The sequence below is a fragment of the Bradyrhizobium sp. Ce-3 genome (genome assembly GCF_022835695.1).
Taxonomy (GTDB): domain Bacteria; phylum Pseudomonadota; class Alphaproteobacteria; order Rhizobiales; family Xanthobacteraceae; genus Bradyrhizobium.
On record NZ_BQUV01000007.1, the window covers coordinates 164,553 to 190,650 of the forward strand.

Annotated in this window: 28 protein-coding genes; 18 read left to right on the plus strand and 10 right to left on the minus strand. The window is 63.6% G+C overall.

The features are described from left to right. Window positions 1–5: 5 nt before the first annotated feature. Together BRSPCE3_RS24210 and BRSPCE3_RS24215 are read right to left on the minus strand one after the other, a co-directional pair. Entirely contained in the window at window positions 6–593 is a 588-nt protein-coding gene (locus BRSPCE3_RS24210; protein ID WP_244068796.1) for an invasion associated locus B family protein, read from the minus strand. A 167-nt stretch (window positions 594–760) separates the two neighbouring features. Further along, on the minus strand, window positions 761–1,600 hold the full coding sequence (locus BRSPCE3_RS24215; protein WP_244068797.1) for an SDR family oxidoreductase: 840 nt from the start codon (window positions 1,598–1,600) through the stop codon (window positions 761–763). An 89-nt stretch (window positions 1,601–1,689) separates the two neighbouring features. On the opposite strand from BRSPCE3_RS24215, the gene BRSPCE3_RS24220 reads away from it, so the two are divergent. Then, entirely contained in the window at window positions 1,690–2,670 is a 981-nt protein-coding gene (locus tag BRSPCE3_RS24220) for an NADPH:quinone oxidoreductase family protein (RefSeq protein ID WP_244068798.1), read from the plus strand. A 296-nt stretch (window positions 2,671–2,966) separates the two neighbouring features. Here the strand turns inward: BRSPCE3_RS24220 and BRSPCE3_RS24225 are convergent, their stop codons facing one another. Both BRSPCE3_RS24225 and BRSPCE3_RS24230 read right to left on the minus strand, forming a co-directional pair. Then, complete coding sequence (locus tag BRSPCE3_RS24225; protein WP_244068799.1) at window positions 2,967–3,344, minus strand: YkvA family protein; 378 nt, start codon at window positions 3,342–3,344, stop codon at window positions 2,967–2,969. A 91-nt stretch (window positions 3,345–3,435) separates the two neighbouring features. Then, complete coding sequence (locus tag BRSPCE3_RS24230; protein WP_244068800.1) at window positions 3,436–3,741, minus strand: 4a-hydroxytetrahydrobiopterin dehydratase; 306 nt, start codon at window positions 3,739–3,741, stop codon at window positions 3,436–3,438. A gap of 211 nt (window positions 3,742–3,952) precedes the next feature. Between BRSPCE3_RS24230 and BRSPCE3_RS24235 the strand changes: the two genes are divergently transcribed. The 3 genes from BRSPCE3_RS24235 (at window position 3,953) to BRSPCE3_RS24245 (ending at window position 8,298) form a co-directional block, all read left to right on the plus strand. Next, entirely contained in the window at window positions 3,953–5,356 is a 1,404-nt protein-coding gene (locus BRSPCE3_RS24235; RefSeq protein WP_244068801.1) for a TAXI family TRAP transporter solute-binding subunit, read from the plus strand. A 222-nt stretch (window positions 5,357–5,578) separates the two neighbouring features. Continuing rightward, the gene (locus BRSPCE3_RS24240) at window positions 5,579–7,141 is read left to right on the plus strand and encodes an alkaline phosphatase (RefSeq protein ID WP_244068802.1); all 1,563 of its coding nucleotides are present in this window, start codon (window positions 5,579–5,581) and stop codon (window positions 7,139–7,141) included. Between the two features lie 146 nt (window positions 7,142–7,287). Beyond that, a complete protein-coding gene (locus BRSPCE3_RS24245) occupies window positions 7,288–8,298 on the plus strand; it encodes an N-acetylmuramoyl-L-alanine amidase (RefSeq protein ID WP_244068803.1) in 1,011 nt (336 codons plus the stop codon). A gap of 13 nt (window positions 8,299–8,311) precedes the next feature. On the opposite strand, the gene BRSPCE3_RS24250 is transcribed toward BRSPCE3_RS24245, so the two are convergent. Both BRSPCE3_RS24250 and BRSPCE3_RS24255 read right to left on the minus strand, forming a co-directional pair. After that, on the minus strand, window positions 8,312–9,421 hold the full coding sequence (locus BRSPCE3_RS24250; protein WP_244068804.1) for a hypothetical protein: 1,110 nt from the start codon (window positions 9,419–9,421) through the stop codon (window positions 8,312–8,314). A gap of 89 nt (window positions 9,422–9,510) precedes the next feature. Then, complete coding sequence (locus tag BRSPCE3_RS24255) at window positions 9,511–9,861, minus strand: response regulator (RefSeq protein WP_309296335.1); 351 nt, start codon at window positions 9,859–9,861, stop codon at window positions 9,511–9,513. Between the two features lie 225 nt (window positions 9,862–10,086). On the opposite strand from BRSPCE3_RS24255, the gene BRSPCE3_RS24260 reads away from it, so the two are divergent. From BRSPCE3_RS24260 to BRSPCE3_RS24315, 12 genes are all read left to right on the plus strand, one after another. After that, window positions 10,087–10,851: a Crp/Fnr family transcriptional regulator gene (locus BRSPCE3_RS24260; RefSeq protein WP_244068806.1), complete on the plus strand. Its 765-nt coding sequence runs from the start codon at window positions 10,087–10,089 to the stop codon at window positions 10,849–10,851. Window positions 10,852–11,082: 231 nt separating this feature from the next. Continuing rightward, window positions 11,083–11,802: a prolipoprotein diacylglyceryl transferase gene (locus BRSPCE3_RS24265; protein WP_244068807.1), complete on the plus strand. Its 720-nt coding sequence runs from the start codon at window positions 11,083–11,085 to the stop codon at window positions 11,800–11,802. Next, entirely contained in the window at window positions 11,783–13,231 is a 1,449-nt protein-coding gene (locus BRSPCE3_RS24270) for a radical SAM protein (RefSeq protein ID WP_244068808.1), read from the plus strand. Before BRSPCE3_RS24265 ends, BRSPCE3_RS24270 begins: the two co-directional genes overlap by 20 nt. Continuing rightward, the gene (locus BRSPCE3_RS24275; protein ID WP_244068809.1) at window positions 13,228–13,476 is read left to right on the plus strand and encodes a hypothetical protein; all 249 of its coding nucleotides are present in this window, start codon (window positions 13,228–13,230) and stop codon (window positions 13,474–13,476) included. The genes BRSPCE3_RS24270 and BRSPCE3_RS24275 overlap by 4 nt, the downstream gene beginning before the upstream one ends. A gap of 142 nt (window positions 13,477–13,618) precedes the next feature. Further along, a complete protein-coding gene (locus BRSPCE3_RS24280; RefSeq protein ID WP_244068810.1) occupies window positions 13,619–13,888 on the plus strand; it encodes a hypothetical protein in 270 nt (89 codons plus the stop codon). Between the two features lie 16 nt (window positions 13,889–13,904). Continuing rightward, window positions 13,905–14,153 carry a hypothetical protein gene (locus BRSPCE3_RS24285; RefSeq protein WP_244068811.1) on the plus strand — a complete coding sequence of 83 codons (249 nt, stop codon included), beginning with the start codon at window positions 13,905–13,907 and terminating at the stop codon, window positions 14,151–14,153. Between the two features lie 13 nt (window positions 14,154–14,166). Then, window positions 14,167–14,403 (plus strand): hypothetical protein, encoded by a 237-nt coding sequence (locus BRSPCE3_RS24290; protein WP_244068812.1) that lies wholly within the window; start codon window positions 14,167–14,169, stop codon window positions 14,401–14,403. 277 nt (window positions 14,404–14,680) lie between these two features. Continuing rightward, entirely contained in the window at window positions 14,681–16,507 is a 1,827-nt protein-coding gene (gene typA, locus BRSPCE3_RS24295; RefSeq protein ID WP_244068813.1) for a translational GTPase TypA, read from the plus strand. A gap of 174 nt (window positions 16,508–16,681) precedes the next feature. After that, the gene (locus tag BRSPCE3_RS24300) at window positions 16,682–17,932 is read left to right on the plus strand and encodes an NAD(P)/FAD-dependent oxidoreductase (protein WP_244068815.1); all 1,251 of its coding nucleotides are present in this window, start codon (window positions 16,682–16,684) and stop codon (window positions 17,930–17,932) included. Between the two features lie 90 nt (window positions 17,933–18,022). Then, the gene (gene dcm, locus BRSPCE3_RS24305) at window positions 18,023–19,285 is read left to right on the plus strand and encodes a DNA (cytosine-5-)-methyltransferase (protein WP_283843166.1); all 1,263 of its coding nucleotides are present in this window, start codon (window positions 18,023–18,025) and stop codon (window positions 19,283–19,285) included. Next, the gene (locus tag BRSPCE3_RS24310; protein ID WP_244068816.1) at window positions 19,278–19,742 is read left to right on the plus strand and encodes a very short patch repair endonuclease; all 465 of its coding nucleotides are present in this window, start codon (window positions 19,278–19,280) and stop codon (window positions 19,740–19,742) included. The genes dcm and BRSPCE3_RS24310 overlap by 8 nt, the downstream gene beginning before the upstream one ends. A 53-nt stretch (window positions 19,743–19,795) precedes the next feature. Then, on the plus strand, window positions 19,796–21,166 hold the full coding sequence (locus tag BRSPCE3_RS24315; protein ID WP_244068817.1) for a type II restriction endonuclease: 1,371 nt from the start codon (window positions 19,796–19,798) through the stop codon (window positions 21,164–21,166). Between the two features lie 53 nt (window positions 21,167–21,219). On the opposite strand, the gene BRSPCE3_RS24320 is transcribed toward BRSPCE3_RS24315, so the two are convergent. The 3 genes from BRSPCE3_RS24320 to BRSPCE3_RS24330 are packed head-to-tail and all read right to left on the minus strand — an operon-like array spanning window position 21,220 to window position 23,498. After that, the gene (locus BRSPCE3_RS24320; RefSeq protein ID WP_244068818.1) at window positions 21,220–21,627 is read right to left on the minus strand and encodes a thiol-disulfide oxidoreductase DCC family protein; all 408 of its coding nucleotides are present in this window, start codon (window positions 21,625–21,627) and stop codon (window positions 21,220–21,222) included. 57 nt (window positions 21,628–21,684) lie between these two features. Next, window positions 21,685–23,013, minus strand: coding sequence for an SDR family oxidoreductase (locus BRSPCE3_RS24325; protein ID WP_244068819.1), 1,329 nt, complete (start codon window positions 23,011–23,013; stop codon window positions 21,685–21,687). Window positions 23,014–23,030: 17 nt separating this feature from the next. After that, complete coding sequence (locus BRSPCE3_RS24330) at window positions 23,031–23,498, minus strand: DUF2269 domain-containing protein (RefSeq protein ID WP_244068820.1); 468 nt, start codon at window positions 23,496–23,498, stop codon at window positions 23,031–23,033. A gap of 373 nt (window positions 23,499–23,871) precedes the next feature. Between BRSPCE3_RS24330 and BRSPCE3_RS24335 the strand changes: the two genes are divergently transcribed. Together BRSPCE3_RS24335 and ppa are read left to right on the plus strand one after the other, a co-directional pair. Continuing rightward, on the plus strand, window positions 23,872–24,381 hold the full coding sequence (locus tag BRSPCE3_RS24335) for a GNAT family N-acetyltransferase (protein WP_106326641.1): 510 nt from the start codon (window positions 23,872–23,874) through the stop codon (window positions 24,379–24,381). A 165-nt stretch (window positions 24,382–24,546) separates the two neighbouring features. Further along, a complete protein-coding gene (gene ppa, locus BRSPCE3_RS24340; RefSeq protein ID WP_024583161.1) occupies window positions 24,547–25,077 on the plus strand; it encodes an inorganic diphosphatase in 531 nt (176 codons plus the stop codon). A 136-nt stretch (window positions 25,078–25,213) separates the two neighbouring features. On the opposite strand, the gene BRSPCE3_RS24345 is transcribed toward ppa, so the two are convergent. Beyond that, window positions 25,214–26,098, minus strand: coding sequence for a bifunctional methylenetetrahydrofolate dehydrogenase/methenyltetrahydrofolate cyclohydrolase (locus BRSPCE3_RS24345; protein WP_244068821.1), 885 nt, complete (start codon window positions 26,096–26,098; stop codon window positions 25,214–25,216).

Here is a 26,098-nt window from a genome sequence, read left to right on the forward strand (position 1 = left end):
TCTCTCTAGCGCCGGCAGTCCTGCCCAAGCCGGTCGAGCGCCTGCGCCAGACCCTTCAGTGAGAACGTATCGATTGTCTCGGTGCCCTTGGCCGAGACGGCTTTTACCGTCAGCTCGGCCGATTTGCGCATGGATTCCACCATCCGCTCCTCTTCGGCCGCATTCTTGATCCAGAGGCCGTCGCCCTGCGTGTACATCGCATAGGTTCCGCCGCCGACCTGGAGCGTCGATTCCGAGCCCGGCTTCACGGAGTAGCCGATCATGATCGAGACTTCGTTGACGACCTTCTCGGCCGGACGGGTCGAGATGAAGGCATAGGCCGGATCGCGCGGCCGATTCGCCGGATTGGTCTTCGACGAGGACGGCTTGGCGAGCGCAAAGCACACCTTCTTGCCGTTGGGCGATGCCGTGTACGCGCCCCAGGTGCCGAATTGGCCGATCAGCGTCGGCTCCGCGCCGCCGGCCGCAGCCGCGGCGGCCGAAGGCGCCGGCTTGGCCGCTTCTTTCTTGGGTGCAGCCTGCGTCGGTGCGAGGGTGATGATCCCGCACAGGATGCAAGCCGCCAACGATGTCAGAATCTGCCGCACGGCCAACTGGTTCCCCCATCATTGTGACTGCAAGATGGCCCGGCGATTCCCCCTCCGCCGGCTCGGATGGATAACCGGGAAACGCTTGTTTGGGAAGGCAGTTAGGCCGAAAGACGAACGCCGGTCACCGTCGTGCGCGGATCGCTGTTCGCGATCCCTTGATCATCCCTCGATCATCCCTTGGCGCGCGCCGCGCGTTGCTTCTCCCACTGTTCGTCGGTCCATTGCAGCAGGTCCTCGGCGCCGGAACTGCGCAGATGCGCGCCGCCATCCTGCACCACCATCTCGCCATTGATGTAGCCGGCCTGATCGGAGATCAGGAAGCTCGCGAGATTGGCGAGCTCGGAATGCTCGCCGGCGCGGCCGAGCGGATTGCGCTGCGACCAGGTCTCGCCGCGCGCTTCGGGGCGCAACTGCCCGGTCGCACCTGGCGTGGGGAACGCGCCCGGCGCGATCGCCACGGTGCGGATGCCCTTCGGGCCCCATTCGACCGCGAGGCTCCTGGTCATCGCCAGCACCGCGGTCTTGGCCATCGACGACGGCACGGTGAAGGCGCGGCCGGTAATGGTGGAGGTCGAAAGGATCGAGAGCACCACGCCCTTGTGCTTGGCCTCGATCCAGCGGCGGCCGGCGGCGAGTGTGCAGTACATCGTGCCATGCAGTGTCGGCGCCAGGATCGCGTCCGCCGCGCGGAATGACAAATGTTCGCTCTGCGCAATAAAGGTTGCGGCAGCATTGTTGACGAGTACGTCGATCGGCGCGTCCTGCCAAATTTGATCCATCATCGCCTCGACCGCGGCGCCGTCGCGAATATCGCAGCGCGCGATCGAAACCTTGGCGCCGAGTTCGCTGCGGAATTTGCCTGCGGTTTCCTCCAGCAGCCCCTCGCGCCGCCCGCAGATGATCAGTTCGGCGCCGAGTTCGGCGAAGCGGCGGCCCATCGCCGCGCCAAGGCCGGAGCCGCCGCCGGTGATCAGGATGCGCTTTTTCGCTAGCAGGCCTTTTTCAAACATAGTTTGATCCCTCCGCACTGTATTGTCGCTCCGCTGCAAATCCGGCATGAAGCTTTCAGGTCTTTTGCGTCCGAAACTCAGGTGTGTCCATGAAAGCCATCCTCTGCTCGCAATACTGTCAACCCGACGATCTCGTGCTGGCTGACGTGCCCGATCCGGTGGCCGGTCCGGGCGAAGCCGTGATCGCGATCAAGGCGGCGGCGCTGAACTTCTTCGACATCCTGATGATCCAGGGCAAGTACCAGATCAAGCCGCCGTTCCCGTTCTCGCCGGCCGCCGAAGTCGCCGGCGTGATCGAGAGCGTCGGCGCCGGCGTCACCGATCTCAAAGTCGGCGACCGCGTCGTGGCCTCGTGCGGCCATAACGGTGCGCGCGACAAGATCGCATTGCCCGCGAATTCGATCGTGAAGATTCCCGACAATCTCGATTACGATCGCGCCGCCGGCATCATCATCATCTACGGCACCGCGCTGCATGCGCTGGAAGACCGCGCCAGCCCGAAGCCGGGCGAGACGCTCGCGGTGCTCGGCGCTGCCGGCGGCACCGGCCTTGCCGCGTGCGAACTCGGCAAACTGATGGGGCTGAAGGTGATCGCCTGCGCGTCGTCGGACGAGAAGCTCGCCTTCGCCAAGCAGCACGGCGCCGAGCTGACGCTGAACTACGCCAACGAAGATCTCAAGGAAGGCCTGCGCAAGCTGACCGACGGCAAGGGCGCCGACATCGTGTTCGATCCGGTCGGCGGCACCTATGCCGAGGCCGCGCTGCGCTCGACCGCATGGGAAGGCCGCTTCCTGGTGATCGGCTTTGCCGCCGGCGACATTCCGAAGATCCCGCTCAACCTCGCGCTGCTGAAGGGCTGCGACATCCGCGGCGTGTTCTGGGGCGCGTGGGCGCGGCAGAATCCGGAGAAGAACCGCAAGAACCTCGAGAAGCTCGTGCAGTGGACCGCGGAGGGCAAGATCTCCTCGCATGTCGACCGCACCTTCCCGCTGTCGCAGACCGCGGAAGCCTTGAAAGTGCTCGCCGGCCGCAAGGCGATGGGCAAGGTGATCCTGCATCCGGGCAGCTGAGGACAGACGACCGCGCACCTTACTAACACCGTCACCCCCGCGCAAAGGCTCCGCCTTTGTCGCTGGAGGAGCGCGTAGCGCGTCTCGAAGGGTCGACGGCCCGACTGGTGGCCGTGCATCCTTCGAGGCTCGCAAGAGCTCGCACCTCCAGCGACAAAGGCAAAGCCTTTGCGCGGGGATGACGGATCAAGAGTTTCGTAGCCCGGATGGAGCGCAGCGAAATCCGGGACCGAAAGATCCGCGGTTGAAGCAATCCCGGATTGCGCTTCGCTTCATCCGGGCTACGGCTGCCAGGCTCACGCCTCCTCCGGCACCCCGCGCTTCAGCGCGGCGCGCGCGGCTTCGCGGTGCTCCGGCGTGATGTGGCTTGCCACCATGCGGAGCGCGGTGGCGAGAACCGCGGCGTCGTCGGTGAAGCCGAGGATCGGCAGCATGTCCGGCACGAAATCGAACGGCAGGATGAAATAGGCGATCGCGCCGAGCAGCGCGGCCTGAACATGGCGCGGCGTCTGGCGGTCGAAGGCGCAGTAATAGGCGGCCAGCAGGTCCTCGGCGAAGGGCAGGCTCGCCACCACCTTCTTGAACTTGATCCAGAAACGGCGGCGCACGCTTTCCGGATCCTGCGCCAGCCGGTCGGCAGGCCCAAATCCCACGCCGTGTTCGCTCGATGTCATCGCAGGGTTCCTCGACGCCGCGACAATTCCGCGGCGGACGCTTCGAATCTGGGGATGTCGGCCAACCGGTGCAAGGTTGTGCGCGCCGGGGTCAATTGACCCCGAGCTGCCGTGCGATCGCGTTCATGGCCTTGGCCAGGTCGATATCGCGCTTGGTCACCCCGCCGACATCATGGGTCGCCAGCACGACCTCGACCGTCTTGTAGACGTTCTTCCATTCGGGGTGATGGTCGTTCTTTTCGGCAACCAGGGCGGCGCGCGCCATGAAGCCGAAAGCCTCGTTGAAGTCCTTGAACACGAAGGTCTTTGCGATCGCCTCGCGGCCCGGCGTCTCCGACCAGCCGGCCAGTTCCCAAAGGGCGGCTTTCCTTGCTTCCGCTGACAGCCGTTCGACCATGGCAATTCTCCCGTTTGGCACCGACCTTAGCCTAACTGCCGGCCTCAGGGTGGGATCCACGCCGAAATTAAGGCCGAAATCGCGTCCTATCGCCGCTGGTAACCATGACGCAGATGTAACATCTGTCCATTCAGTAATTTGCTACACATAGGGGGTGTATGCGCGTTGGTAGTTTTCCGAGATTGAGCCCCGACGATTGTTTGCGAGATCGATGACAGACGGCTCCGCCAGCATATCGCCCAAGCCGCTGCGTTCGGCCAAGCGGCGGCTGATGTTCGTTTTGATCGCAGGCGCGCTCGCCATCATCGGCGCGACGGCCGCCGGCTACTACTTCGCGGTGCGTCCGGTGACGCTGCGGATCGCAGTCGGCCCCGCCAACAGCGATGACCTCAAGGTCGTGCAGGCGCTGGCGCAGGCCTTCAACAACCAGCAGCATACCCAGGTCAAGCTGAGACCGGTGCAGACCGACGGCGCCACCGCCAGCGCGCAGACGCTGGCCGACGGCAAGGCCGATCTCGCCATCATCCGCGGCGACCTCGAGGTGCCGAAGAATGCGCAAGCGGTCGCGACCCTGCGCAAGAACGTCGTGGTGATGTGGGTGCCGCCGGCGAAGGGCAAGGTGAAGAAGTCCGCCAGGATCACCAAGATCGCGCAACTGTCCGGCCGCAAGATCGGCGTCGTCGGACGCACGCCGGCCAATGTCAATTTGCTGAAGCTGATCCTGACGCAATACGGCGTCGACCCGATGAAGGTCGAGATCGTGCAATTCCCGGCCAATGAGGCGGCCGACGCCATCAAGAACCTGAAGGCCGACGCCTATCTCGCCGTGGGACCTGCCAACAGCAAGATCACGATCGATGCGATCACGGCGTCGGTCAAGGACGGTGGCGAACCGACCTTCCTGCCGATCGACGCCTCCGAGGCGATCGCGCAGAACCATCCGGCCTATGAGGCCGCGGAGATCCCGGCCGGCTCGCTCGGCTCCGCCGACCGGCCCGACGACGAGGTCAAGACGATCAGCTTCTCGCACCACATCGTTGCGCGAAAAGGCCTGTCGGACGCCACGGTCGCGGCCTTCACGCGGCAATTGTTCGCGATCCGGCAGTCGCTCAAGAACGACTTCCCGCTCGCCGCCAAGATCGAGACCCCCGACACCGACAAGGACGCCACCATTCCGGTGCATCCGGGCGCGGCCGCCTTCGTCGACGGTGAGGAAAAGACCTTCCTCGACCGCTACAGCGATTACATCTGGTGGAGCCTGATGGCGTTCTCGGCGATGGGCTCGGCCGGTGCGTGGTTCGCCGGCTATCTCAAGCAGGACGAGCGCAACACCAACACCTCGCAGCGCGAACGCCTGCTGGAGATGCTGAAGGCCGCGCGGCAAAGCGATTCGACCGAAGAGCTCGACCAGTTGCAGGCCGAAGCCGACGACATCCTGCGCCACACGCTGGACTGCTTCGAGCACGGCGCGATCGAGGAAGGCACGCTGACCGCGTTCAACATCGCCCTCGAGCAATTCCACAACGCCGTCGCCGACCGCAAGGCGCTGCTGCTGAGCATGCCGCAGAATCTGCAGCGCACCGCGACGCAGTTCAGGGCGGCGGGCACGGCGTAGAAGCGCCATCACTCCTCTATCCGCCAACGCCTGTGAGGGACTCCCCGGCGGCAGGGTTCCCTCCCCCCTTGCGGGGGAGGGAGCCTGGCATGCGTGCTCATCTCACGAAGCGTGCCGATACGATTTGCAGCTCACCTCCCCCTGTAATCTCACCGTCATGGAATTTTTCTAGGTCTGTTCCCGCCCGCGGCGCATTGTCGCTGTGACCTGAGGAGGCCCCCCATGACGATCCGGTTCTCGCGAAATCTCACCCGCCGACGCTTTCTTTCGACTGCGGCCACGGCCGGCGCCGGCGTGATCGCGATGCCTTATCTGTCGCGCGCGGCCGATCGTCCGGTGATTACGCATGGCGTGCAGTCCGGCGACGTCGGCGTCGACGGCGGCGTGGTGTGGGCGCGGGCCGACCGGCCGTCGCAGATGATGGTCGAGGTCGCGACCACGGAATCGTTCAAGGATGCCCGCGCGCTGCCGCCGATCACGGCGCTGCCGGAGAGCGACTTCACAGCGAAGATGCTGCTGGAGAACCTGCCGTCCGGCCAGGACATCTTCTACCGCGTCCGATTCCGCGACCTCGCCCATATCGACGTGGTCGGCGAGCCGGTGGTCGGCCGCTTCCGCACCGCGCCGAGCGATCGCCGCGACGTCTCCTTCGTGTGGGGCGGCGACGTCGCCGGCCAGGGCTGGGGCATCAACCCCGACGACGGCGGCATGATCACCTTCGCCGCGATGAAGATGCACAATCCGGACTTCCTGCTGCATTCCGGCGACACCATCTATGCCGACGGCGTGATCCCGGCCGAGGTGAAGCTCCCCGACGGCAAGATCTGGAAGAACATCACCATCCCGGAGAAGGCCAAGGTCGCCGAGACGCTCGACGAATACCGCGCCGCGCACAAATATAACTTCCTCGACAACAACGTCCGTGCCTTCAATGCCGAAGTGCCGATCTTCGTGCAATGGGACGATCACGAGGTAACCAACAACTGGTCGCTGTCGAAGCAGCTGCCGGCTTCCTACAAGGAGCGCGACATCACGGTGCTCGCGGCGCGCGCGGCAAAAGCCTTCCACGAGATGTATCCGATGCGCGAGAGCATCGTCGAACCCGGCCGGGTCTATCGCACGCTGAGCTACGGCCCGCATCTCGACGTGTTCATGCTCGACGAGCGCAGCTACCGTGGCCCGAACGGTCCGAACCTGCAGGAGAGCTACGGCCCCGACGCCTATTTCATCGGACCGGATCAGATGGCCTGGCTGAAGCGCGCGCTGCTCAGCTCGCGCGCCACCTGGAAGGTGATCGCCTCCGACATGCCGCTGTCGCTGATCGTCTATGACGATGCGACCAACAAGAAGGGCTCGGAGGCCTTCGCGCAAGGCGACGGCCCGGCGCGCGGCCGCGAGCTCGAGATCGCCGACATCCTGCGCTTCATCAAGACCGCGGGCATCGTCAACACGGTGTGGCTGACCGCCGACGTGCACTATGCGGCGGCGCACTATTACAATCCGAACAAGGCCCAGTTCCAGGAGTTCGATCCGTTCTGGGAATTCGTCTCCGGCCCGCTGCATGCCGGCACGTTCGGTCCGAACGAGCTCGACAACACGTTTGGGCCCGAGGTGAAGTTCGTCAAGGCGCCGGGCGAAGCCAACCAGAACCTGCCGCCGTCGGCCGGCATGCAGTTCTTCGGCCACGTCAAGATCGACGGCAAGAGCGGGCAGATGACGGTGAGCCTGCGCGACCGCGTCGACGCCGAGCTGTGGGCGATCACGCTCGACCCGAAGCCGGTGTAGTCGCAGCGACGACGGAACCCGACACCCTGTCCTAGACGCCCTTGCCCCGAAGGCAAGGGCGCCGCGATTGACGGGGGATGGACGCGACCTGCCTCTTCCGGTACCGATATCAGAGCCGTTATGCTGGGGGCCCGGAGGGGCGGAGCATGAGGCGCTGCGAGTTCTTTCGCGTGCTCGGTGGCATCGTCGCGAGGTTTCGGCCTCGCCGCTTGATCGTGGTCGCGATCGCGGTGTTCGCGCTGCTGCCGATCGAGGCCGGCAATGCCGGCTGGCTGCCTGATCTCTTCAAGACCTCATCCAAGCAAGCCAAATCGCCAAAGCGCGCGAAGTCGGCGCGGCAGTCGACAAGGTCCGCCAAACTGGCGAAGCACCGCGCGCCGGCAAAGCCCCGCGCCACGCGGCTTGCCGCGCTTGGACCGATCGCCCTGCCGCCCTCCGCGCCCAAGCCGACCGCGGCCGCATGCGATCCCGCAACGTTCCGGATCGTGCTGGATGTGGGACATACCGCGGAATCGGAAGGCGCGATCAGCGCGCGCAATGTCGCCGAGTTCACCTTCAACCGGCGCTTGGCGCGGCTGATCGAGGGAAGGCTCAAGGCTGAAGGCTTTGCCGAGACCAGGCTGCTGCTGACCGAAGGCAAGGCGCGGCCCAGCCTGTTCAGACGGGTCGCGAGCGCCAACAATCTGCGCGCGGATCTCTTGCTGTCGATCCACCATGATTCCGTGCCCAACAAGATGCTCGAGGACTGGGAGTTCGAGGGCAAGAAGAGCCACTACAGCGACCGCTTTAGCGGTTACTCGGTGTTCGTCTCCCGGGAGAATCCGGACTTCAGGACCAGCCTCCGGTTCGCCGAACTGGTCGCCGCGGAAATGAAGGGCCAGGGGCTGCATTATGCCGAGCAATACAGCCAGCCCATCATGGGACGCTACCGGCACCCGCTGCTGAACAAAGACACCGGCATTTACAGTTACGACGAGCTGATCGTGTTGCGAAAGACCGCGATGCCCGCGGTCCTGCTCGAGGCCGGCTCGATCATCAACCGCGACGAAGAGCTCGCAATGGACTCGCCCGAGCGCCGCAACATCATCGCCGGCGGCGTCGCCTCTGCCGTGAAGGAATTCTGCGATCCGCGCTGGGCGATGCTCGGTCCGCTGTGACGTCCCGCTGATCTCATTGCGGCTTGCCGGCCTTGATCTCCGCGAATTTGGCAAGCGCCTGTTCGAACTTGGCGTTGAACAGCCACATCGCATCGAGGATCTCGCGGAAGCTCGCGGATGTTCGTCCCCTGTCGGCCCGGCCGAACGCGAACACGCTGTTGTTGCGCAGATATCCCATGATCCTCGGATCAGAAATTCTGTAACCTGTAAGATTGCCCGATCTGAGCGCGGCCCTGGTGGGCGTCGGAATGATCTGGATCAGCTCGAACAGCTTCATCTGATCGATCGGATTGGGCAGGTCTTTTGCGATCGCCGGGACCTCCGGGAAGATATCCGCGTGTGCGTTCATGAGGGCGTCCCGCACCGCGGTCCAGTGATTGAACCTGTGATCGATATTGCCGGCCCGCGCTTCTTCCTTGTCGTCACGCAGGCTCAGTGCCGGATCGATGGCCGCGATTGATTGCTTGATCGCTGCCCACTTCTTTCGACCGTTGCGATCTTCCGACGGACCGGTCTGCAAACTGCCCTTGTAGGTGTTCGACCGCGCATTTCCGGCATTCTGCTTGCCGTTGGTCTCGGCAAAGAACAGGCCGAGGCTGATACGGCCCGCGACCGCGGCGTCAGCGGCATCCAGACCCCTGGCGCGCGCGACCACCGTCGCCAGATCGACCACGTCCTTGAATGGCGTCTCGGATGTCTGCGCGCTGGCGGGCGGTGCCTCCATGACGTCGAAGAGCTTCCGGTACTCATCGAGCAGCGGCTCATTGTCGGCGTCGAAATAGGCCGGAGGAATTCCGAGTTTGTTGGGCCTTCCAATCCTGGACGGAAGCGCGTCGGTTAGATCCTTGTAGGTGCTCATCATCTCGACACGCGCAAGGTAGAGCGCCTGGCCCGGCAGATTGGGCAGCGGCTGCCTGGCATCGATCTGCGCGCGGCGCTGGCGCAGGATCGACTGGAAATTCTTCAGGGCATTGTCGTAGGTCTCGCGTACAGCCGATTGCTCGCTCGTCAGCGCGGCCGGCGCAGCGATGGCCGGCGACGCGCAACGACCGATGGCCGCTGCGAGCAGCAGCCCGAGAGAGAGCACGGCTGCATGCGCAGCGGCCGATGTCCTGATCGCCATGACGGCTTCCCGAAGCCAGTGCCGAATCCGAGCCGCTAGCATCGTAGACGACGCGCGCGCCGGCGGCGAGGCCGAAGCCCGGCAATCCGTCAGGGTCCGTTGCGCAGCGCGGCTTCGAGCGTCTCACTCGAACACGGCTTGGTCAGCCGCGGCTTGTCGGCAAGCGATGCCGGCAAGCTGATATCGGCGCCATAGCCCGTGATGAACACGAAAGGCACCTGCAACGCATCGAGCCGTTCGGCGACCGCGAACGTGTTCTCGCCTCTGACCAGACTGACGTCGAGCAGCGCAAAATCCGGACGTCGTTCGGCAATCTGCTCGAGTGCACGGGCGACGCTCGCAGCGGTACGTACTGTCTGAACGCCGAAGCCAAGGACGGTGTCCTCGAAATAAAGCGAGATGATCGGATCGTCCTCGACCACGAGGACGTCACAGGGCATGCTGGGTTTCGGAGCGGGTTTCATGCGCACCAGTGTCCATGTCTTGAATGATGGATGATGGACCGGATCAGTTCCGGCCGGATGGCCCGCGACCGGCGCCCGAAAGCACGCCGGCTGTTCCCGAGATGAAACCATCACACCGCGAGCGGCCGCGTCTGTTCACTAGTGAACATAAAAGCGGGAACTTTTTGACTATGGTCCGCGTTAGGTTCTCAGGATTTTCCTATGATTGCAAAACGGACCGATTTGGCCGGGACGAGTGACCGGCCGTTCAACAACCTCTTGCGCCGGCTCAATGCCGTCGACTACGAGCTGATCGCGCCGTATCTCGCGGTGGTCGAGGCTCAAGCCGGCGACCTGCTCTACAATCCCGGCGACGACGTGCAGATCGTGCATTTCCCGTGCGGGCCGAGCCTTGCGTCCTACATGGTGGGCAACGAAGACGGCCGCGATGTCGAGACCATCCTGGTCGGCCGCGAGGGTGCGGTCGGCGGCATCGTCAGCCAGGGCTTCCTGCCGGCCTATACCCGCATCACCGTCAAGTTCGGCGGCCCCTTCGTGCGGCTGCCGATCAGCAAGCTCGACGCCGCCAAGCTGAAGTCGATCTCGGTGCGCAACATCTTTGCGCGCTACGCCGACTGCATGCTGGCGCAGATCTTCCAGTCGACCGCCTGCAACGCGATCCACTCGATCGAGCAGCGCGCCGCGAAATGGATCATCTCGGCGATCGAGCGTACCAACGGCAACGGCATGGTGCCACTGACGCATGAGCAGCTCTCGACCCTGCTCGGCGTCGGCCGCAGCTACACCAGCCGGGTGATCCAGAACTTCAAGGCGGAGGGCGTGCTGGACACCCGGCGCGGCGCGATCGTGATCCGCGACCCCGACAAGCTCAAGCTGCGATCCTGCCTGTGCAACGAGGCGGTGAAGGATCATTTCGAGGAAGTGCTGCGCGGGGTGTATCCGAGCGAGGACAACCCGGCGAACTAGGCGGCTGGAAGTCTACCTCGCCCCGCTTGCGGGGAGCCGAGACGAACGAAGCTCGCTCTTAGGTCGGATTGCATCGCAGATGCAATCCGGGTGAGGGGGAGTCTCCGCGCGGCCACTGATTGCAGAGTGCGCGGACAGAGCCCCTCACTCCACCCTCTCCCCGTGAAGAACGGGGAGAGGGAGAAGAGGAGCGGCTATCGCGGGCCGCGAAAATCACGCTACACTCGCCTGATGAGTGGGGCTGAACTTCACGCCGCTTTCGACGTTGCAGCATGGTGCGCGGCCGCGCTCGCGATGTGGTGGCTGTCGCGGGTGCGCGGGCTGCAATTCCCGCGGCAATCCTTCGAGCTCACCTACATCGCCGCGCTGGTATTCGGCGCCGGCATCGGCGCCTACATCTTCGGCACGTTGAACCTGTGGTTCTCGGGCATGTCGGGCATCGCCCGTTCGGTCGAGGGGGCGCTCGCGGGCGGCATCGTCGCGATCGAGCTCTACAAATGGCAGCACGGAATCTCGCTGCGCACCGGCGCGCGGTTCGCGCTGCCGCTTGGGGTCGGCGTCGCGGTCGGCCGGCTCGGCTGCTATTTCGCCGGGCTCGAGGATTTCACCTATGGCACGCCGACCACGCTGCCCTGGGGCCATGATTTCGGCGACGGCATCCTGCGCCATCCGGTGCAGCTCTATGAGAGCCTGGCGATGGCGGCGTTCGCGGCCTTCTACGTCTGGGCCGTGTTGAACCGCAACGCCGCCATCATCACCAATGGATTCTACCTCGTGCTGTTCTACTACGGCCTGCAGCGCTTCGTCTGGGAATTCATCAAGCCGTATGGCGCGTTGATCGGTCCGTTCTCGCTGTTCCACCTGCTGTCGCTGTTTGTCGTGATTTATGCCGCCGTCATGCTGGCGACGGCGCCGAATGTGAGTGTGAAGCATGAACGCGCCGCTGCGTAAGTCCCGCCCCTACATCTTCTGGGGCCAGACCCAATCATTGTGCGAGACCTGCGTGGCCCTGGTGCCGACCAAGATCCAGATATCAGGCAACGAGGTCTGGTATGAGAAGCGCTGCAAGCAGCACGGCGTGCAATCGACACTGGTCTCGACCGATGCGGCCTATTGGCGGCTGTGCAAGGATTTCATCAAGCCCGGCGACCGGCCGCTCGCCTTCCAGCGTCACACCGAATTCGGCTGTCCCTATGATTGCGGGCTATGCCCGGACCACGAGCAGCACTCCTGCCTGGCGCTGATCGAGATCACCGAGCACTGCAACCTGACCTGCCCGGTGTGCTTTGCGGACTCCTCGCCGGCGCGGACCCGCTTCACCCCGCTGGCCAAGATCGAGACAATGCTCGACGCGCTGGTGGCGAGCGAGGGCGAGCCCGACCTGGTGCAGATCTCCGGCGGCGAGCCGACGCTGCATCCGGACTTCTTCGCCATTCTTGATGCGGTGCGCGCCCGCCCGATCCGCCATGTCATGATCAACACCAATGGGCTGCGAATCGCGCGCGAGCCCGATTTCGTGGCGAAGCTTGCCGAGAACAAGCGCGGGCTGGAAGTCTATCTGCAGTTCGATTCCCTGAAGCGCGACGCGCTGGTCAATCTGCGCGGCGCGGACCTGCGAAAAATCCGCCAGCAGGCGCTGGAGAATCTCGAGCGCGAGGGTGTCTCGACCACGCTGGTCGCCACCATCAAGCGCGGCGTCAACGATGCCGAGATCGGCGATATCGTCCGCCATGCGCTCACCTGGACATGCGTCCGCGGCGTCACCCTGCAGCCGGTGCAGGACGCCGGCCGCAACGAGAATTTTGACAAGAACACCGACCGCATCATGCTGTCGGAGATCCGTCAGCGCGTGATCGAGACCGGGGTGTTCGGCGCCAACGACATGATCCCGCTGCCGTGCAACCCCGAGAGCATCTCGATCGGCTACGGCCTGCGCAACGGCGCCAAGGTGCTGCCGCTGACCTCGCTGATCCCGCAGGAGCAGCTCGTCGCCGTGATGCCCAACACGATCAGCCCGGAGAAACATCCGGTGCTGCGGGAGAAGTTCGTCGACCTGTTCTCGCTGTCCTCGGGGCCGCTCAACACCTCGGAGCGGGTCTGCGAATTGCTGTGCTGCCTGCCGAGCTTCGAGGTGCCCGAGGGTCTCACCTACGCGAACGTGTTCCGCGTCACCATCGTGCAGTTTCTCGATCGCTTCAATTTCTGCGTCGGCAACGTCAAGCGAAGCTGCATCCACTTCGTCACCGAGAGCGGCGCGATCATCCCGTTCGACACCTACAATTTGTTCTATCGCAACGGGCTGATCGACGGCATCCGCGCAAGCCTGGCCGGCCAGACCTATCGCGAGGCGCGCCTGACCCACGAAGAGGTGCCAAGGTGAGCGATCCCGGCGCGCCCCCCTCGCCTCCGTCACGTCCTCCGGAGCAGCGCAGCGGCTGCGTGACGGCGCTGATGATCGTCGCTGGCGTCATTCTGCTGCTGCCCGGCCTCTGCGCGCTGGTCTTCGTATTTGCCGGCGTCGCCAAGATGGCCTCCGATGATCTTCAGTTCGTCGCCGCCTGCCTGCTGGTGGCGTGCTTCGGCGTGGCGCTGATCTGGTGGGCCATCCGCAGACCTGGCTCCTAGAGCGTTTTCGAGCGAAGTGGATACCGGTTGGCGTGAAGAAAACGCGTCAGAACAAGAATCCAGAGCCCCGTTCCGATTCAATCGGAACGGGAAAGGCGCTAGCGACGGCTCGCATCACGAACCCACTGGTGGACCAACAGCCATGAGCGAGACCAATCCCCCTCCCGTGCCGCCTGTGCCAGCGCAGCCCCCTCCGCCGCTCCCGCCGCCACGCAGCGGCTGCGCCACCGCGTTCATGGTGCTGTTCGGGCTGATCCTGCTGCTGCCCGGGCTCTGCGCCCTGCTGTTCGGGTTCGGCGTTTTGAGCGAGTCGAAAAACGATCCCTCCATCCTTTTCCTGATCCTGCTCGGGCTCGCGGTCTGCTTTGCCGGCGTGATGCTGATCCGCGCCGCGATCACAGGGCAGCGTTGAGGAGCGATGGCAAGCCATGAGCGACGCAGGCGACACGCCTCCGGAACGATCGCCAAAGCCCGCTTCGGCGGCGGAAGGCTGCTTGTCGATGCTGATGCTCGTGGCCGGCGTGCTCCTGCTGCTTCCCGCGGCCTGCGCGCTTATGGGCCTCGGGCGCGGTGGGACTTCCAACCTGTCCTTCCTCGGCTTTTGGCTCGTCGTCTTCGCGATTGGCTTCGTTGGCGCATGGCTGATCTGGTTGGCGACGCGCCCGCGAGAGCGCTAGATCGGCAAATCCCATGAGCAGTTCCGACCAGCCCCCGCAGTCCAGGCCCCGGGAACCGCAACAGCGCAGCGGCTGCGCCACCGCCTTCATGCTGATCGCGGGGGTGATCCTGCTGATCCCGGGGGTTCTGTGCGCCATTCTCAACGCCAAGATGGGCGCCGGGGCCGGCGGAGACCCCATCACCACGTTCGTGATGATGATAGCGCTTGGCGGGCTAGGCCTGATCGTGTTCGCGATTACCCGGAAGTAAGCCCGAAAAGCCCCTCAAAACCGGCCTCCGGAGCGAAAATCAGGCCCTCAAACCGCCAATAAACCGTTGTTTTTTGGCGTTTTCTGACTATATTGCGCCGCAACGCGCAAGGTGCCCGGTCCTCTGACCGGGCTTCCTTTTTGGGGTGATGCGTCCCCGTCAAATTTCTTGGGTATGAGCGTGATCCGGGCCCCGATTGGGCCACGTGAGCGAGCGGCCGGCCAAATTGGCCTGGCGAGATCGCGCATCTGACCATTGCACGACCAGAAGAAGAGCCATGAACCTTCGCAACGTCGCCATCATCGCCCACGTCGACCACGGCAAGACCACCCTCGTCGACCGTCTGCTGCAGCAATCCGGCACCTTCCGTGAGAACCAGAAGGTCACCGAACGCGCCATGGACTCCAACGATCTGGAGCGTGAGCGCGGCATCACCATCCTGGCGAAAGCCGCCTCGGTGCAGTGGAAGGACATCCGCGTCAACATCGTCGACACCCCCGGCCACGCCGATTTCGGCGGTGAGGTCGAGCGCATCCTCAACATGGTGGACGGCGCGCTGGTGCTGGTCGACGCCGCCGAGGGTCCGCTGCCGCAGACCAAGTTCGTGGTGTCGAAGGCGCTCAAGATCGGCCTGAAGCCGATCGTCGTGATCAACAAGGTCGACCGCCCCGACGCGCGTCCGACCGAAGTCATCAACGAGGTGTTCGACCTGTTCGCGGCGCTCGACGCCAGCGAGGAGCAACTCGACTTCCCGATCCTGTACGGGTCGGCCAAGCAGGGCTGGATGGCGGAGAGCCCGGAGGGTCCGAAGGACCTCGGCATGCAGCCGCTGTTCGACCTGATCGTGCGCCACGTCGAGCCGCCGAAGGTCGAGGAAGGCCCGTTCCGCATGATCGGCACCATTCTCGAGGCCAATCCCTATCTCGGCCGCATCATCACCGGCCGCATCTCCTCCGGCTCGATCAAGCCGAACCAGCAGGTCAAGGTGCTGTCCGCCGACGGCAAGCAGATCGAGACCGGCCGCCTGACCAAGATCCTCGCCTTCCGCGGCCTGGAGCGCACTCCGCTTGAAGAGGCCGAGGCCGGCGACATCGTTGCGATCGCGGGCCTCACCAAGGGCACCGTCGCCGATACCTTCTGCGACCCTAGCGTCGAGACGCCGCTGCCGGCACAGCCGATCGATCCGCCGACGGTGTCGATGTCGTTCATCGTCAACAACTCGCCGCTCGCCGGCACCGAAGGCGACAAGGTGACCTCGCGCATGATCCGCGACCGCCTGATGCGCGAGGCCGAGGGCAACGTCGCGCTGCGCGTCGTCGAGGCCGCCGACAAGGACTCGATGGAAGTTTCCGGCCGTGGCGAATTGCAGCTCGCGATCCTGATCGAGACCATGCGCCGCGAGGGCTTTGAGCTCTCGGTGTCGCGCCCGCGCGTCGTGCTGCAGAAGGACGAGGCGACCGGCGCCTGGCAGGAGCCGATCGAAGAGGTCGTGATCGACGTCGACGAGGAGCATTCCGGCGTCGTCGTGCAGAAGATGAGCGAGCGCAAGGCCGAGATGATCGAGATGCGCCCGTCCGGCGGCAACCGCCTGCGGCTGGTGTTCTACGCGCCGACCCGCGGCCTGATCGGCTACCAGGGCGAACTGCTGACCGACACCCGCGGCACCGCGATCATGAACCGCATCTTCCACGGCTATGCCGCCTACAAGGGCGAGATCCAGGGCCGCCGCAACGGCGTCCTGATCTCCAACGACCAGGGCGAAGCGGTGGCGTACGCGATGTTCAAGCTGGAAGACCGCGGCCCGATGATGATCGAGCCGGGCTGGAAGGTCTACAAGGGCATGATCGTCGGCGAGCACACCCGCGACAACGACCTCGAGATCAATGTGCTGAAGGGCAAGCAGCTCACCAACATCCGCACCACCTCGAAGGACGAAGCGGTGCGCCTGACGCCGCCGATCCGCATGACGCTGGAAAAGGCGCTCGCCTATATCGAGGACGACGAGCTCGTCGAGGTGACGCCGAAGTCGATCCGGCTGCGCAAGAAGCACCTCGATCCGAACGACCGCAAGCGGGCCGAAAAGGCCAAGGAAGCGGTGGCGTAAGCGGTCCCACATAGAAACTGTCATGCCCCGGCTCGACCGGGGCATCCAGTACGCCGCGGCCTATCGGCTCAATCATCGCTGTCTCTGGAATCCTGGATCACCCGCATGCGCGGGTGATGACAGTTATGCGCGGGGTGACTTTAGACGCCTTTCCAGACGTGCTAGAGCCGGGACATGAGTTCCCTTCCCTCCACGATCGATGTCGCCATCATCGGCGCCGGCGCCGCGGGCCTCGGCGCCGCGCATGCGCTGAAGGGCTCTGGCCTTTCCACCATCGTGCTGGAAGCCCGCGACCGGCTCGGCGGCCGCGCCCACACGATCCAGGCCGCGCCTGACGTGGTATTCGACGTCGGCTGCGGCTGGCTGCACTCGGCCGACCGGAACAGCTTTGTCGGCATCGCCGGACAACTCGGCTTCGCGCTCAACAAGGATTTGCCGCCGTGGCGCGAGCGCGCCTACGGCAAGGCGTTCCCGCAGGCCGACCGCGACGCCTTCGCGCTTGCGCTCGACGAATTCTACGATCGCATCGAGCAGGCCGCGCGCGGCAGCAAGGATGGCCCGGCCGATCGCTATCTCGAGCCCGGCAACCGCTGGAACCCGATGATCGATGCGATCTCGACCTATGTGAACGGCTGCGAGCTCGACCAGCTCTCGATCCTCGACTTCGACGCCTATGAGGACAGCAACGTCAATTGGCGGGTGCGGCGCGGCTACGGCGCACTGGTCGCGGCCTATGGCCAGCAGGTGTCTGTCGCGCTCAACTGCGAGGTCCGGCTGATCGATCACGCAGGCCCGCGTATCCGCATCGAGACATCGCGCGGCACGCTGGAGGCGGCCAAGGTGATCGTCACCGTGCCGACAAATCTGATCGCCGACGAGGCGATCCGCTTCTCGCCCGCGCTGCCCGACAAGCTCGATGCCGCGCGCGGCCTGCCGCTCGGCCTCGCCGACAAGGTGACGTTGGCACTCGCCGAGCCCGACGCGCTACCGAAGGAAGGCAATCTGCGCGGCGCCACCATGCGCACCGAGATGGGCACCTATCACATCCGCCCGTTCGGCCAGCCCTGCATCGAAGGCTTCTTCGGCGGACGTTTTGCGCAACAGCTTGAGGATGCCGGCGACGGCGCCATCGCCGCGCACAGCATCGACGAGATCGTCTCCTTCCTCGGCAATGATTTCCGCCGCAAGCTGACGCCGCTCAGCGAATCCCGCTGGGCCCACGACCCGTTCGCCCGCGGCTCCTACTCGCACGCGCTGCCCGGCCACGCCGGCAAGCGCGCCGTGCTGGCCGCCCCGGTCGACGGCCGACTGTTCTTCGCCGGCGAAGCCACCTCGCCGCATTTCTTCTCGACGGCGCATGGCGCACGGGACTCGGGCGAGCGGGCGGCGAAGGAAGTGGTGGCGGCGCTGCCAAATGCCGAGTGACCCTTTGACTGAACATACCATGAACAACTATACATTCTGGGACGAATCGCTGACAAGTTGTCCATTCCCGTCCCAGCGCAAGAGTTGCTCATGGCTCGCTCCCATCATTCGGTCGAATTCGAGGAACTCCGGCTGAAAACGGGGCTCTCGCGGGCAGAAACGGCAAATCTTCTCGGCGTCACCGAACGAACGGTCATTCGATATGAGGGCGGCGAATCACGTCCGTCCCCGATCGCGATCAAATGGTTGCAGGATTATTTGACCAGACTGCCGGAGAAACGGCAGAAGCCTGCAGCCTTCCGGTTTGTCGACCTGTTCGCAGGTATTGGCGGGCTAAGGCTGGGGTTCGACGCGATTGGAGGACAATGCGTCTTTACGTCTGAGTGGGACAAGTACAGCCAGATCACCTACCGGGAAAACTTCGGAAGCGACCATCCGATTGCGGGAGATATTCGGGAATTTTCCAAGGACCCGTCTCTGATTCCCGCGCACGATGTATTGCTCGCCGGATTTCCCTGTCAGCCATTTTCGATTGCTGGTGTTTCAAAGAAGAACGCCTTGGGAAGACCGCACGGCTTTCTCTGCGATACCCAAGGCACCCTCTTCTTTGACCTTGCACAGATCATTGCGCATCATCGACCGCACGCCTTTCTCCTGGAGAACGTCAAGAATCTTCAGCGACACGATAAGGGGCGCACGTTCGCAACGATCGAAAACGTCCTGCGTAATGAGCTAGGATATGAAGTCCATCACCGAGTGATTAGCTCAACTCCATGGGTGCCACAAAAGCGCGAACGCATCTTCATCGTCGGCTTCAAGCGAGGGAGCCGGTTTGACTTCGATCAACTCATGGTACCGGACCAAGGGCCGAAGCTTGGATCCATTCTGGATCCTAATGAGAGCGTTGATCCAAAGTACACCCTGACTGCACACCTCTGGAACTACCTGCAGTCCTACAAGGACAAGCATCAAGCCAAGGGCAATGGATTCGGGTACAGCCTGTTTGGACCGAATGATGTCGCTCGCACACTCTCGGCCCGATACTTCAAGGACGGATCCGAAGTTTTGATCGCGCAATCGAGAAAGAGACCGCGCCGCCTGACTCCTCGTGAGTGCGCACGCCTTATGGGCTTCCGTCACATTGACGGTTCAGATTATCGGATCCCCGTGTCGGATACGCAGTCCTACAGGCAATTTGGAAATGCGGTCGTTGTACCCGTCGTGGCGGCCGTAGCCGAACTCATGAAGCCGCATATTCTTGCAGCAATCGAACATCGATCAATCAGAGAACCGGCCAAGCAACCCGAACTACCGTTCGTTCGGGAAAGGGACGCGGCTTTCGTCTATGGCTGACGTCGTTTCGTCCGAGGTACGAAGCCGGATGATGGCTGGCATCCGGGGCAAGAACACGAAACCTGAGATGACTATTCGGCGCGGTCTCCATGCTAAAGGCTTTCGCTACCTGCTGCACGATAGGCGCCTGCCAGGCAAGCCGGACCTAATGTTTCCCAAATACCGGGCCGTAATCTTTGTTCATGGATGCTTCTGGCACGGACACAATTGTCACCTCTTCAAATGGCCGACGACTCGCAAGGAATTCTGGCAAAAGAAAATCAACCGCAACCGCGAAATCGACAAGAGTTCAATTGCGGCCCTTCAACAAGCTGGCTGGAGATGCTGCGTGATCTGGGAATGCTCATTGAAAGGGCCCACTCGCCTGCCCATTGCCAAAACCATCACTCATGTCGCCGGCTGGCTAAGGTCAACGAAGCATAGGCTGACCGTTCAAGGTCTGGATCCCGGAAGTTAGCGCGGATAGTGCAATGCACACCATCGGCAACGGTAGGAAGAGATGGACTTGCAATGAATCGGGACAAGAAGACCATCAGCTTATCCAAAGAAAGTGACAGTGATACCTCGGACCTTCTCGTTGCACTGCTGGAGCAGGCATCAAACGTATTTGTGAAGAAGCTCTCGAATAACGATCGCGACTGGGCGAAATTCTCAAACAAGCATCAAGCCGGAGTCTACATTCCGCCGAAACATCGTGATGGAGGCTTTTTCCCTCCGCTGACTGCCAAGGATCGCCCCAGAGGCACTCCAGAGATTCTTGAGACGTTTTTCACTACGGAGTGGCCGCAGGTCGCAGAGTCGCGGAGAACAAGGCTCGTACATTACACCAGCAAAGGCCCCGAAACTCACATGACGGGCCTTCCCAAACCAGCGTTCGCGGAGCTTTCGCCGGCCTCTTTCCTAGTGATGGCGAGGTTTGGCGAGCGTAGAAATGCCTACTATCGCTGCCTCACTGTGGACTCAACCTCCGAGGCAGCCGTGATGTTGGTTGACGCACTCGAATTGGAACCCGACTTCCTAATCGATGAGAGACAGCCGCCACTATATCGCAAGCGTGAGCGCGAGCGAATCCTTACGTTCGCAGAAGAAGTCGTCGAAGCATGGCTCGCAGGTACCATCGCGTCCTTCGCCATTGAAGAGACTGCAATGCCGGAGACGTCGGCGCTGGCTGACGAGGCACGAAAGCTCTATCTGAAGAAATATGCACTGCATCATCTAAACCCGTTTGAAATGGAGGCTCCTGGTGATGCCCTGCGCGAAATTAGTCGCGCAGTGGAATGGGATCTGTTTCGTCGATATCAATTGCGCGAACGAGCCGTGGGGCTAGTAAGAATTGTACTCGGCGACGTTCCTGGCCGCCCGACGGTTACGAGCGTCATTCGCGCGCTCGTTGATCGACTGCCCGAGATAGACCGCTACATGCTATCTGCGGGCCAACAGCGCAAGGCTCGCGCTGGAATGTCATTCGAACATCACATTGAACGCATGCTGCTCGATGGCAAAGTGCCTTTCCGAAAGCAGGTAGTCATCCAAGCACGCAAGCGTCCGGACTTCGTTCTTCCATCTTTCTCCTATCTGACCAATCCGCCAAGGCACAAGGAGAAGGGTTTGATTCTCAGCGCCAAGACAACGCTGCGTGAGCGCTGGAAGCAAGTTGAACGGGAAATGCACGGCAAAGAGCTCTTTCTTGGCACTGTCGACGAAAACATTGCGGCTAACGCAATCGAGGAGATGGCATCCATCGGGATACACCTTGTTGTCCCCGAGCATTTGAAGAAGTCAAAGGAGACCGAATACGACCGTCACCGAAACGTACTCAGTTTCAAGGCATTCTTTGAAGCGGTGGTAGGACGACGGATGAGCTCTTGGTTAGCACGCTAAGTTGCCGGAACTCGCTCTCGGTGGCGTGAGGGCACCGCGAGTCCAACACCTCCCTACTCCAGCACCCGTGCCCGCATATCTGCATCCGGCACGAAGCACGTCTCGTACTTCCCGAAGATGCGATAGCGGTTGCGGGCGATGAGGCTGTAGACAGCGTCGCGCAGCGGCTTCGGGACCGCGAACAGCGCGCTTGTCCAACGCCATCCGGGGAGATGGCTGAGCACCGTCAGCGCCGCGTCCGATTTCATGTGGATGGTGCCGGCATGGGTGACGGCGTTGGTGTCGGGATCATTGGGGTCGATGCCGAAGGTTTTGGCCAGCCGCGTGCCATAACCGGACTGGATCGGCGTGAAGCTGAAGCGCTGTTCGGGGTCGCGGTCAATGACGAAGCGGACCCAGCGCGAGCAGAAGATGCAGACGCCATCGTAGAGGATCACGTGGTCATCGGGCCAGTCTGCCATCTCGATTCCCTCAGACGCGTTTCTTCACGCGAACCGGCTCCACCGCGCTCGACAACGCTATCGATTATCCAATGTCAGCAGCGCCACCAGCATCAGCACGATCGCGGGGCCGGTCTTCACCAGCGCACCGAGCGGCTCGATCCAGAGATCCGGCGTCAGAATCGCCGATCCCGCCATGTAGCCGAGCGAAGCGACGATGCCTGCGACAAGACCGAACGCCGCGGTGCGGCGGATCGCGATCAGCACGCCGATGCTCATGTCCATCAGGCTGGTCAGCACCGTCACCGGGGCGACCAGAGCGGGCGGGAAATGATGCGCAGTCAGCATGCCGGTGGCGGCGTCATAGGAGATCACCAGCGCGATGAAGCCGGACATAACCCAGAACAGCACGAGGCTTGCGAAGATCAGCGCCTTGATCAGGAACAGCCGCGCGAACCATTTGTCCTGGATGGTCGCGGGGTGCGCTCCGACCGCTTGCGCGATCGTCTTCGGCACGATCCCGGTCGCCTGCATCCAGGCCGCGGGATCGCCGGTGACACCGCGGCGCAATTCGGCGATCGCGTTGGAGCGCAGCGGCGGCATCCAGCCGAGCCGGCTTGCGAGATCGCCGAGACGGGCGCCGAGATCAATCAGGAACGGCGGCGTCGGAATGCGGAAATCTTTCGACGTGCCGAACGACCAGCGGAACTGGGCGATGACGCCGCCGAGCGAGATCGGCTGGGGCTGCATCAAATCCCATGTCACCGATCGCACCGCTGCATCGCCGGGATCGCGCGCCGCGAGCCAGGCGATGGTGGCGGCGATATCCTCGACCGCAACCGGCTGGAACGGCGTCGCCGCCTCATCGGCCGGCAAATCGACCGGCAGCGCCGCCAGCGCGCGCAGCATGGCGCTGCCGCCATAGGCCGCCGGCGCGATGACAAAGCCGGGGCGCAGGATCGCATACGCGATGCCTGACGCCGCGATCAGCCGCTCGGCCTCGCGCTTGGTGGTGCTAAACGCGGTGCGATCCTCATCGGCGGCGCCCGGAATCGAGATGTGGACGAGACGGACGGCGCGGTGGCTGTCGCCGATCGCCTGCAGCAAGCGCGCGACGAAGTCGCGATGCACCGCGCGTGTGTCGCTGCCCGGACCGTCCTGCAGCACCCCGAGGCAATTGACGACGACGTCCACCTCGTGGCTGCGAAGCAGCTGCGCCAGCGCCGCGGCATCCGTCGCCATCACGGGCAGTTCGAGGTCGGCGGCGCCCATCTTTTGCGCAGCCGTGAAATGCCGTGCGATCCCGATCACGCGAAAACCGCGCGCGCGCAGATCGTCGGTGAGGTAGCGCCCGATCAGGCCCGATGCGCCGAGCACGAGGATGTTATGTGATGCGTCGTCACTCATGGGGGCGGGATCATGCTTCAAAATGGTTTCGCGATCATCAGCCACAGGATGATCATCACCGATCCGAAGCCGGGAATCCCGAACAGGAACCAGCGGCGAAACAGCGCAAAGTAGCGCGGCGGCAGCGGGAGACCTTTGTCAGTGGCCGCCTGCGCGAGGTTGCGCATCTCGATCTGCATGAAGATGACGGGAACCCAGAACATGCCGGCCAGCGCATAGAGCGCCAGCGACGCGAGCAGCCAGCGCTCGGTCAGGCTGGTGGCTGACAGCATCATCAGCAGGGCGCCGCTCACCGGCTGCAGCAAGACGGCGCTCAGCGTGAAGATCATGTCCGCGATCACGACGGTCGCCGCTGTGCGGGCAATGAAAGCCGCATCCTGCGTGCGATGCGCCGCCAGCATGAAGAAGGCGATGCCGGTCCCGGTGCCGAGGATCACGACGGCGCCGAGCACATGCAGATATTTGATCAGGAAATAGAGCGTCATCGCGGTCCGCTCGTGATCAGGCCGGTTTCGGTGCGCACTAATCGCGCGACTGCCATAGGCTGGACACGCGCCAAAATCCACTGCGGCGACACGGCCGCAGGGCGTGCGACGACCCCGCGCCGCGTCTGGATTCGCTCGCAGAATCGTCGCGGCGAATCAGCTCCGGAGTGTCTTTTTCCGACCTGCGGCCTTGTCATCAAGCGCTCGCGATCCAGGCTTTGCACAGGGCCGGATCGGCGATTGATGGCCCGGGCCCGGCGAGTGTCCTTTTTCGGTACAAGTTTTCACGTCACTGATGCAAAAAATCCACAGGTTAACCGATAATTAACGATGGACCTTGAAGGCGGCCCGCTGACTTGCTTTGATTAGATGCATGAGCACAACGCTGATCGAGGTCCGGCCGGCCAAAGCTGCAGACGCGGCTGCGGTGGCGTCTACCCATGACGAAGCCTGGCGCTCGGCGTATCAGGGAATCATCCCCGGCGCCGAACTCGAAAAGCTGATCAATCGCCGCGGCCCGCAGTGGTGGGACAGCGCCATCCGCAAGGGCAGCCGCGTCAGCGTGCTGGTGTTCGGCGACCGGATCGCGGGCTATGCCAATTACGGCCGCAACCGCGCCCGCAGCCTGCATTTCGAAGGCGAGATCTACGAGCTCTATCTGCGGCCGGAATTCCAGGGCCTCGGCTTCGGCCGGCGGCTGTTCGCCTCGGCCCGGCGCGACCTCTTGCAGAGCGGCCTCAAGAGCATGGTGATCTGGGCGCTCTCGGACAACGAGCCGGCGACCGAGTTCTACCGCGCCCTGGGCGGCCGGATGGTGGCGCGCTCGTCGGAGCGGTTCGGGCCCAAGTCGCTCGACAAGGTCGCTTTCGCCTGGGCGAACTGAAAATCCTGCTTCTCTCGCAGCTGCAGCAAGGCTAAACCAGCCTCAGTGCTGCGCGCGACGGCCAGCCCGGCCCCCAAGGCCGGGTGAGGTGCTGTTTTGCGGTCCGGCGGCGCCAACCAAAAAATCACATCGTTCTTAACTTCCAAAGGCCACGCGGAGCAATCCATGCGTATCGACGCCATTTCGATCGGAAAAAATCCGCCCCACGACGTCAACGTCATCATCGAGGTCGCCGTCGGCGGCGAGCCCATCAAATACGAGATGGACAAGGAGGCCGGCACGCTGGTGGTGGATCGCTTCCTCTACACGCCGATGCGCTATCCCGGCAATTACGGCTTCATCCCGCACACGCTGTCGGGCGACGGCGATCCCTGCGACGTGCTGATCGTCAACACCCGCGCGATCGTGCCGGGCGCCGTGATGAGCGTCCGCGTGGTCGGCGTGCTCTTGATGGAGGACGAGGCCGGCGGTGACGAGAAGATCATCGCGGTGCCGTCGTCGAAGCTGACCCAGCGCTACGACAAGGTGCACAACTACAGCGACCTGCCCGACATCACGCTGCAGCAGATCCAGCACTTCTTCGAGCACTACAAGGATCTCGAGAAGGGCAAATGGGTGAAGGTGCTGCGCTGGGGCGACGCCGAGGAGGCCCGCAAGCTGATCCTCGAAGGCATCGAGCGCGCGAAGAAGAAATGAGGAAGGACTGAAGTCCTTCCGTCTCCTCCGTCATTGCGAGGAGCGTAGCGACGAAGCAATCCGTGGTTCCGCGAATGCGGCGCGATGGATTGCTTCGCTTCGCTCGCAACGACAGCCTAGAGACTTTCCCGCTATCTCAAACCGCCGGCGCCGGCAGGCCGCGGATCGCGCAGGCCGCGCGCAGCGTGTTGACGAGCAGGCACGCCACCGTCATCTGCCCGACGCCGCCGGGCACCGGCGTGATGGCGCCGGCGACGCCAAGTGCCTCCTGGTATGCGACGTCGCCGACCAGCTTCGGCTTGCCGCCGGGGACCGGAATGCGGTTGATGCCGACATCGATCACGGTCGCACCCGGCTTCAGCCAGTCGCCACGCACCATCTCCGGTCGGCCGACCGCGGCATAGACCAGATCGGCCCGGGCGCAGAGCTTTGGCAGATCGCGCGAGCGCGAATGCGCGATCGTCACCGTCGCGTTCTCGTTCAGCAGCAATTGCACCAGCGGGCGGCCGACCAGATTGGAGCGGCCGATCACGATCGCGTTCATGCCCTCGAGCGAGGGGTGCACGGTCTTGGTCAGGATGATGCAGCCGAGCGGCGTGCAGGGCGACAATGCAGCGAGGCCGCCGGCGAGCCGGCCGGCATTGTTCGGATGCAGGCCATCGACGTCCTTGGCCGGGTCGATCGCGTTGATGATGGTCTCGGTGTGCAGCGCTTTCGGCAGCGGCAGCTGCACCAGGATGCCATGCACCAGCGGATCGCGGTTGAGCCGCGCGATCAGCGCCAGCAGATCGGCCTGCGACACGTCCTCCGGCAGCTTGTGCTCGAACGAGGCCATGCCGGCGGCCTGGGTCTGGGTGTGCTTGCTGCGGACATAGACCTCGCTCGCCGGATCATGGCCGACCAGGACGACGGCGAGCCCCGGCGTGAGCTGATGGTCGCGCTTGACGCGGGCAACCTCGTCGGCCACGCGGGCTCTGAGCTCGGCGGCGATGGCTTTTCCGTCGATGATACGGGCAGTCAT

Bases quoted from the DNA above. Each gene is read 5' to 3' on its own strand.
- BRSPCE3_RS24215 (WP_244068797.1), bottom strand. From the start codon at position 1,600: ATGTTTGAAAAAGGCCTGCTAGCGAAAAAGCGCATCCTGATCACCGGC.
- BRSPCE3_RS24220 (WP_244068798.1), top strand. From the start codon at position 1,690: ATGAAAGCCATCCTCTGCTCGCAATACTGTCAACCCGACGATCTCGTG.
- BRSPCE3_RS24225 (WP_244068799.1), bottom strand. From the start codon at position 3,344: ATGACATCGAGCGAACACGGCGTGGGATTTGGGCCTGCCGACCGGCTG.
- BRSPCE3_RS24230 (WP_244068800.1), bottom strand. From the start codon at position 3,741: ATGGTCGAACGGCTGTCAGCGGAAGCAAGGAAAGCCGCCCTTTGGGAA.
- BRSPCE3_RS24235 (WP_244068801.1), top strand. From the start codon at position 3,953: ATGACAGACGGCTCCGCCAGCATATCGCCCAAGCCGCTGCGTTCGGCC.
- BRSPCE3_RS24240 (WP_244068802.1), top strand. From the start codon at position 5,579: ATGACGATCCGGTTCTCGCGAAATCTCACCCGCCGACGCTTTCTTTCG.
- BRSPCE3_RS24245 (WP_244068803.1), top strand. From the start codon at position 7,288: ATGAGGCGCTGCGAGTTCTTTCGCGTGCTCGGTGGCATCGTCGCGAGG.
- BRSPCE3_RS24250 (WP_244068804.1), bottom strand. From the start codon at position 9,421: ATGGCGATCAGGACATCGGCCGCTGCGCATGCAGCCGTGCTCTCTCTC.
- BRSPCE3_RS24255 (WP_309296335.1), bottom strand. From the start codon at position 9,861: ATGCCCTGTGACGTCCTCGTGGTCGAGGACGATCCGATCATCTCGCTT.
- BRSPCE3_RS24260 (WP_244068806.1), top strand. From the start codon at position 10,087: ATGATTGCAAAACGGACCGATTTGGCCGGGACGAGTGACCGGCCGTTC.
- BRSPCE3_RS24265 (WP_244068807.1), top strand. From the start codon at position 11,083: ATGAGTGGGGCTGAACTTCACGCCGCTTTCGACGTTGCAGCATGGTGC.
- BRSPCE3_RS24270 (WP_244068808.1), top strand. From the start codon at position 11,783: ATGAACGCGCCGCTGCGTAAGTCCCGCCCCTACATCTTCTGGGGCCAG.
- BRSPCE3_RS24280 (WP_244068810.1), top strand. From the start codon at position 13,619: ATGAGCGAGACCAATCCCCCTCCCGTGCCGCCTGTGCCAGCGCAGCCC.
- BRSPCE3_RS24285 (WP_244068811.1), top strand. From the start codon at position 13,905: ATGAGCGACGCAGGCGACACGCCTCCGGAACGATCGCCAAAGCCCGCT.
- BRSPCE3_RS24290 (WP_244068812.1), top strand. From the start codon at position 14,167: ATGAGCAGTTCCGACCAGCCCCCGCAGTCCAGGCCCCGGGAACCGCAA.
- typA (WP_244068813.1), top strand. From the start codon at position 14,681: ATGAACCTTCGCAACGTCGCCATCATCGCCCACGTCGACCACGGCAAG.
- BRSPCE3_RS24300 (WP_244068815.1), top strand. From the start codon at position 16,682: ATGAGTTCCCTTCCCTCCACGATCGATGTCGCCATCATCGGCGCCGGC.
- dcm (WP_283843166.1), top strand. From the start codon at position 18,023: ATGGCTCGCTCCCATCATTCGGTCGAATTCGAGGAACTCCGGCTGAAA.
- BRSPCE3_RS24310 (WP_244068816.1), top strand. From the start codon at position 19,278: ATGGCTGACGTCGTTTCGTCCGAGGTACGAAGCCGGATGATGGCTGGC.
- BRSPCE3_RS24315 (WP_244068817.1), top strand. From the start codon at position 19,796: ATGAATCGGGACAAGAAGACCATCAGCTTATCCAAAGAAAGTGACAGT.
- BRSPCE3_RS24320 (WP_244068818.1), bottom strand. From the start codon at position 21,627: ATGGCAGACTGGCCCGATGACCACGTGATCCTCTACGATGGCGTCTGC.
- BRSPCE3_RS24325 (WP_244068819.1), bottom strand. From the start codon at position 23,013: ATGAGTGACGACGCATCACATAACATCCTCGTGCTCGGCGCATCGGGC.
- BRSPCE3_RS24330 (WP_244068820.1), bottom strand. From the start codon at position 23,498: ATGACGCTCTATTTCCTGATCAAATATCTGCATGTGCTCGGCGCCGTC.
- BRSPCE3_RS24335 (WP_106326641.1), top strand. From the start codon at position 23,872: ATGAGCACAACGCTGATCGAGGTCCGGCCGGCCAAAGCTGCAGACGCG.
- ppa (WP_024583161.1), top strand. From the start codon at position 24,547: ATGCGTATCGACGCCATTTCGATCGGAAAAAATCCGCCCCACGACGTC.
- BRSPCE3_RS24345 (WP_244068821.1), bottom strand. From the start codon at position 26,098: ATGACTGCCCGTATCATCGACGGAAAAGCCATCGCCGCCGAGCTCAGA.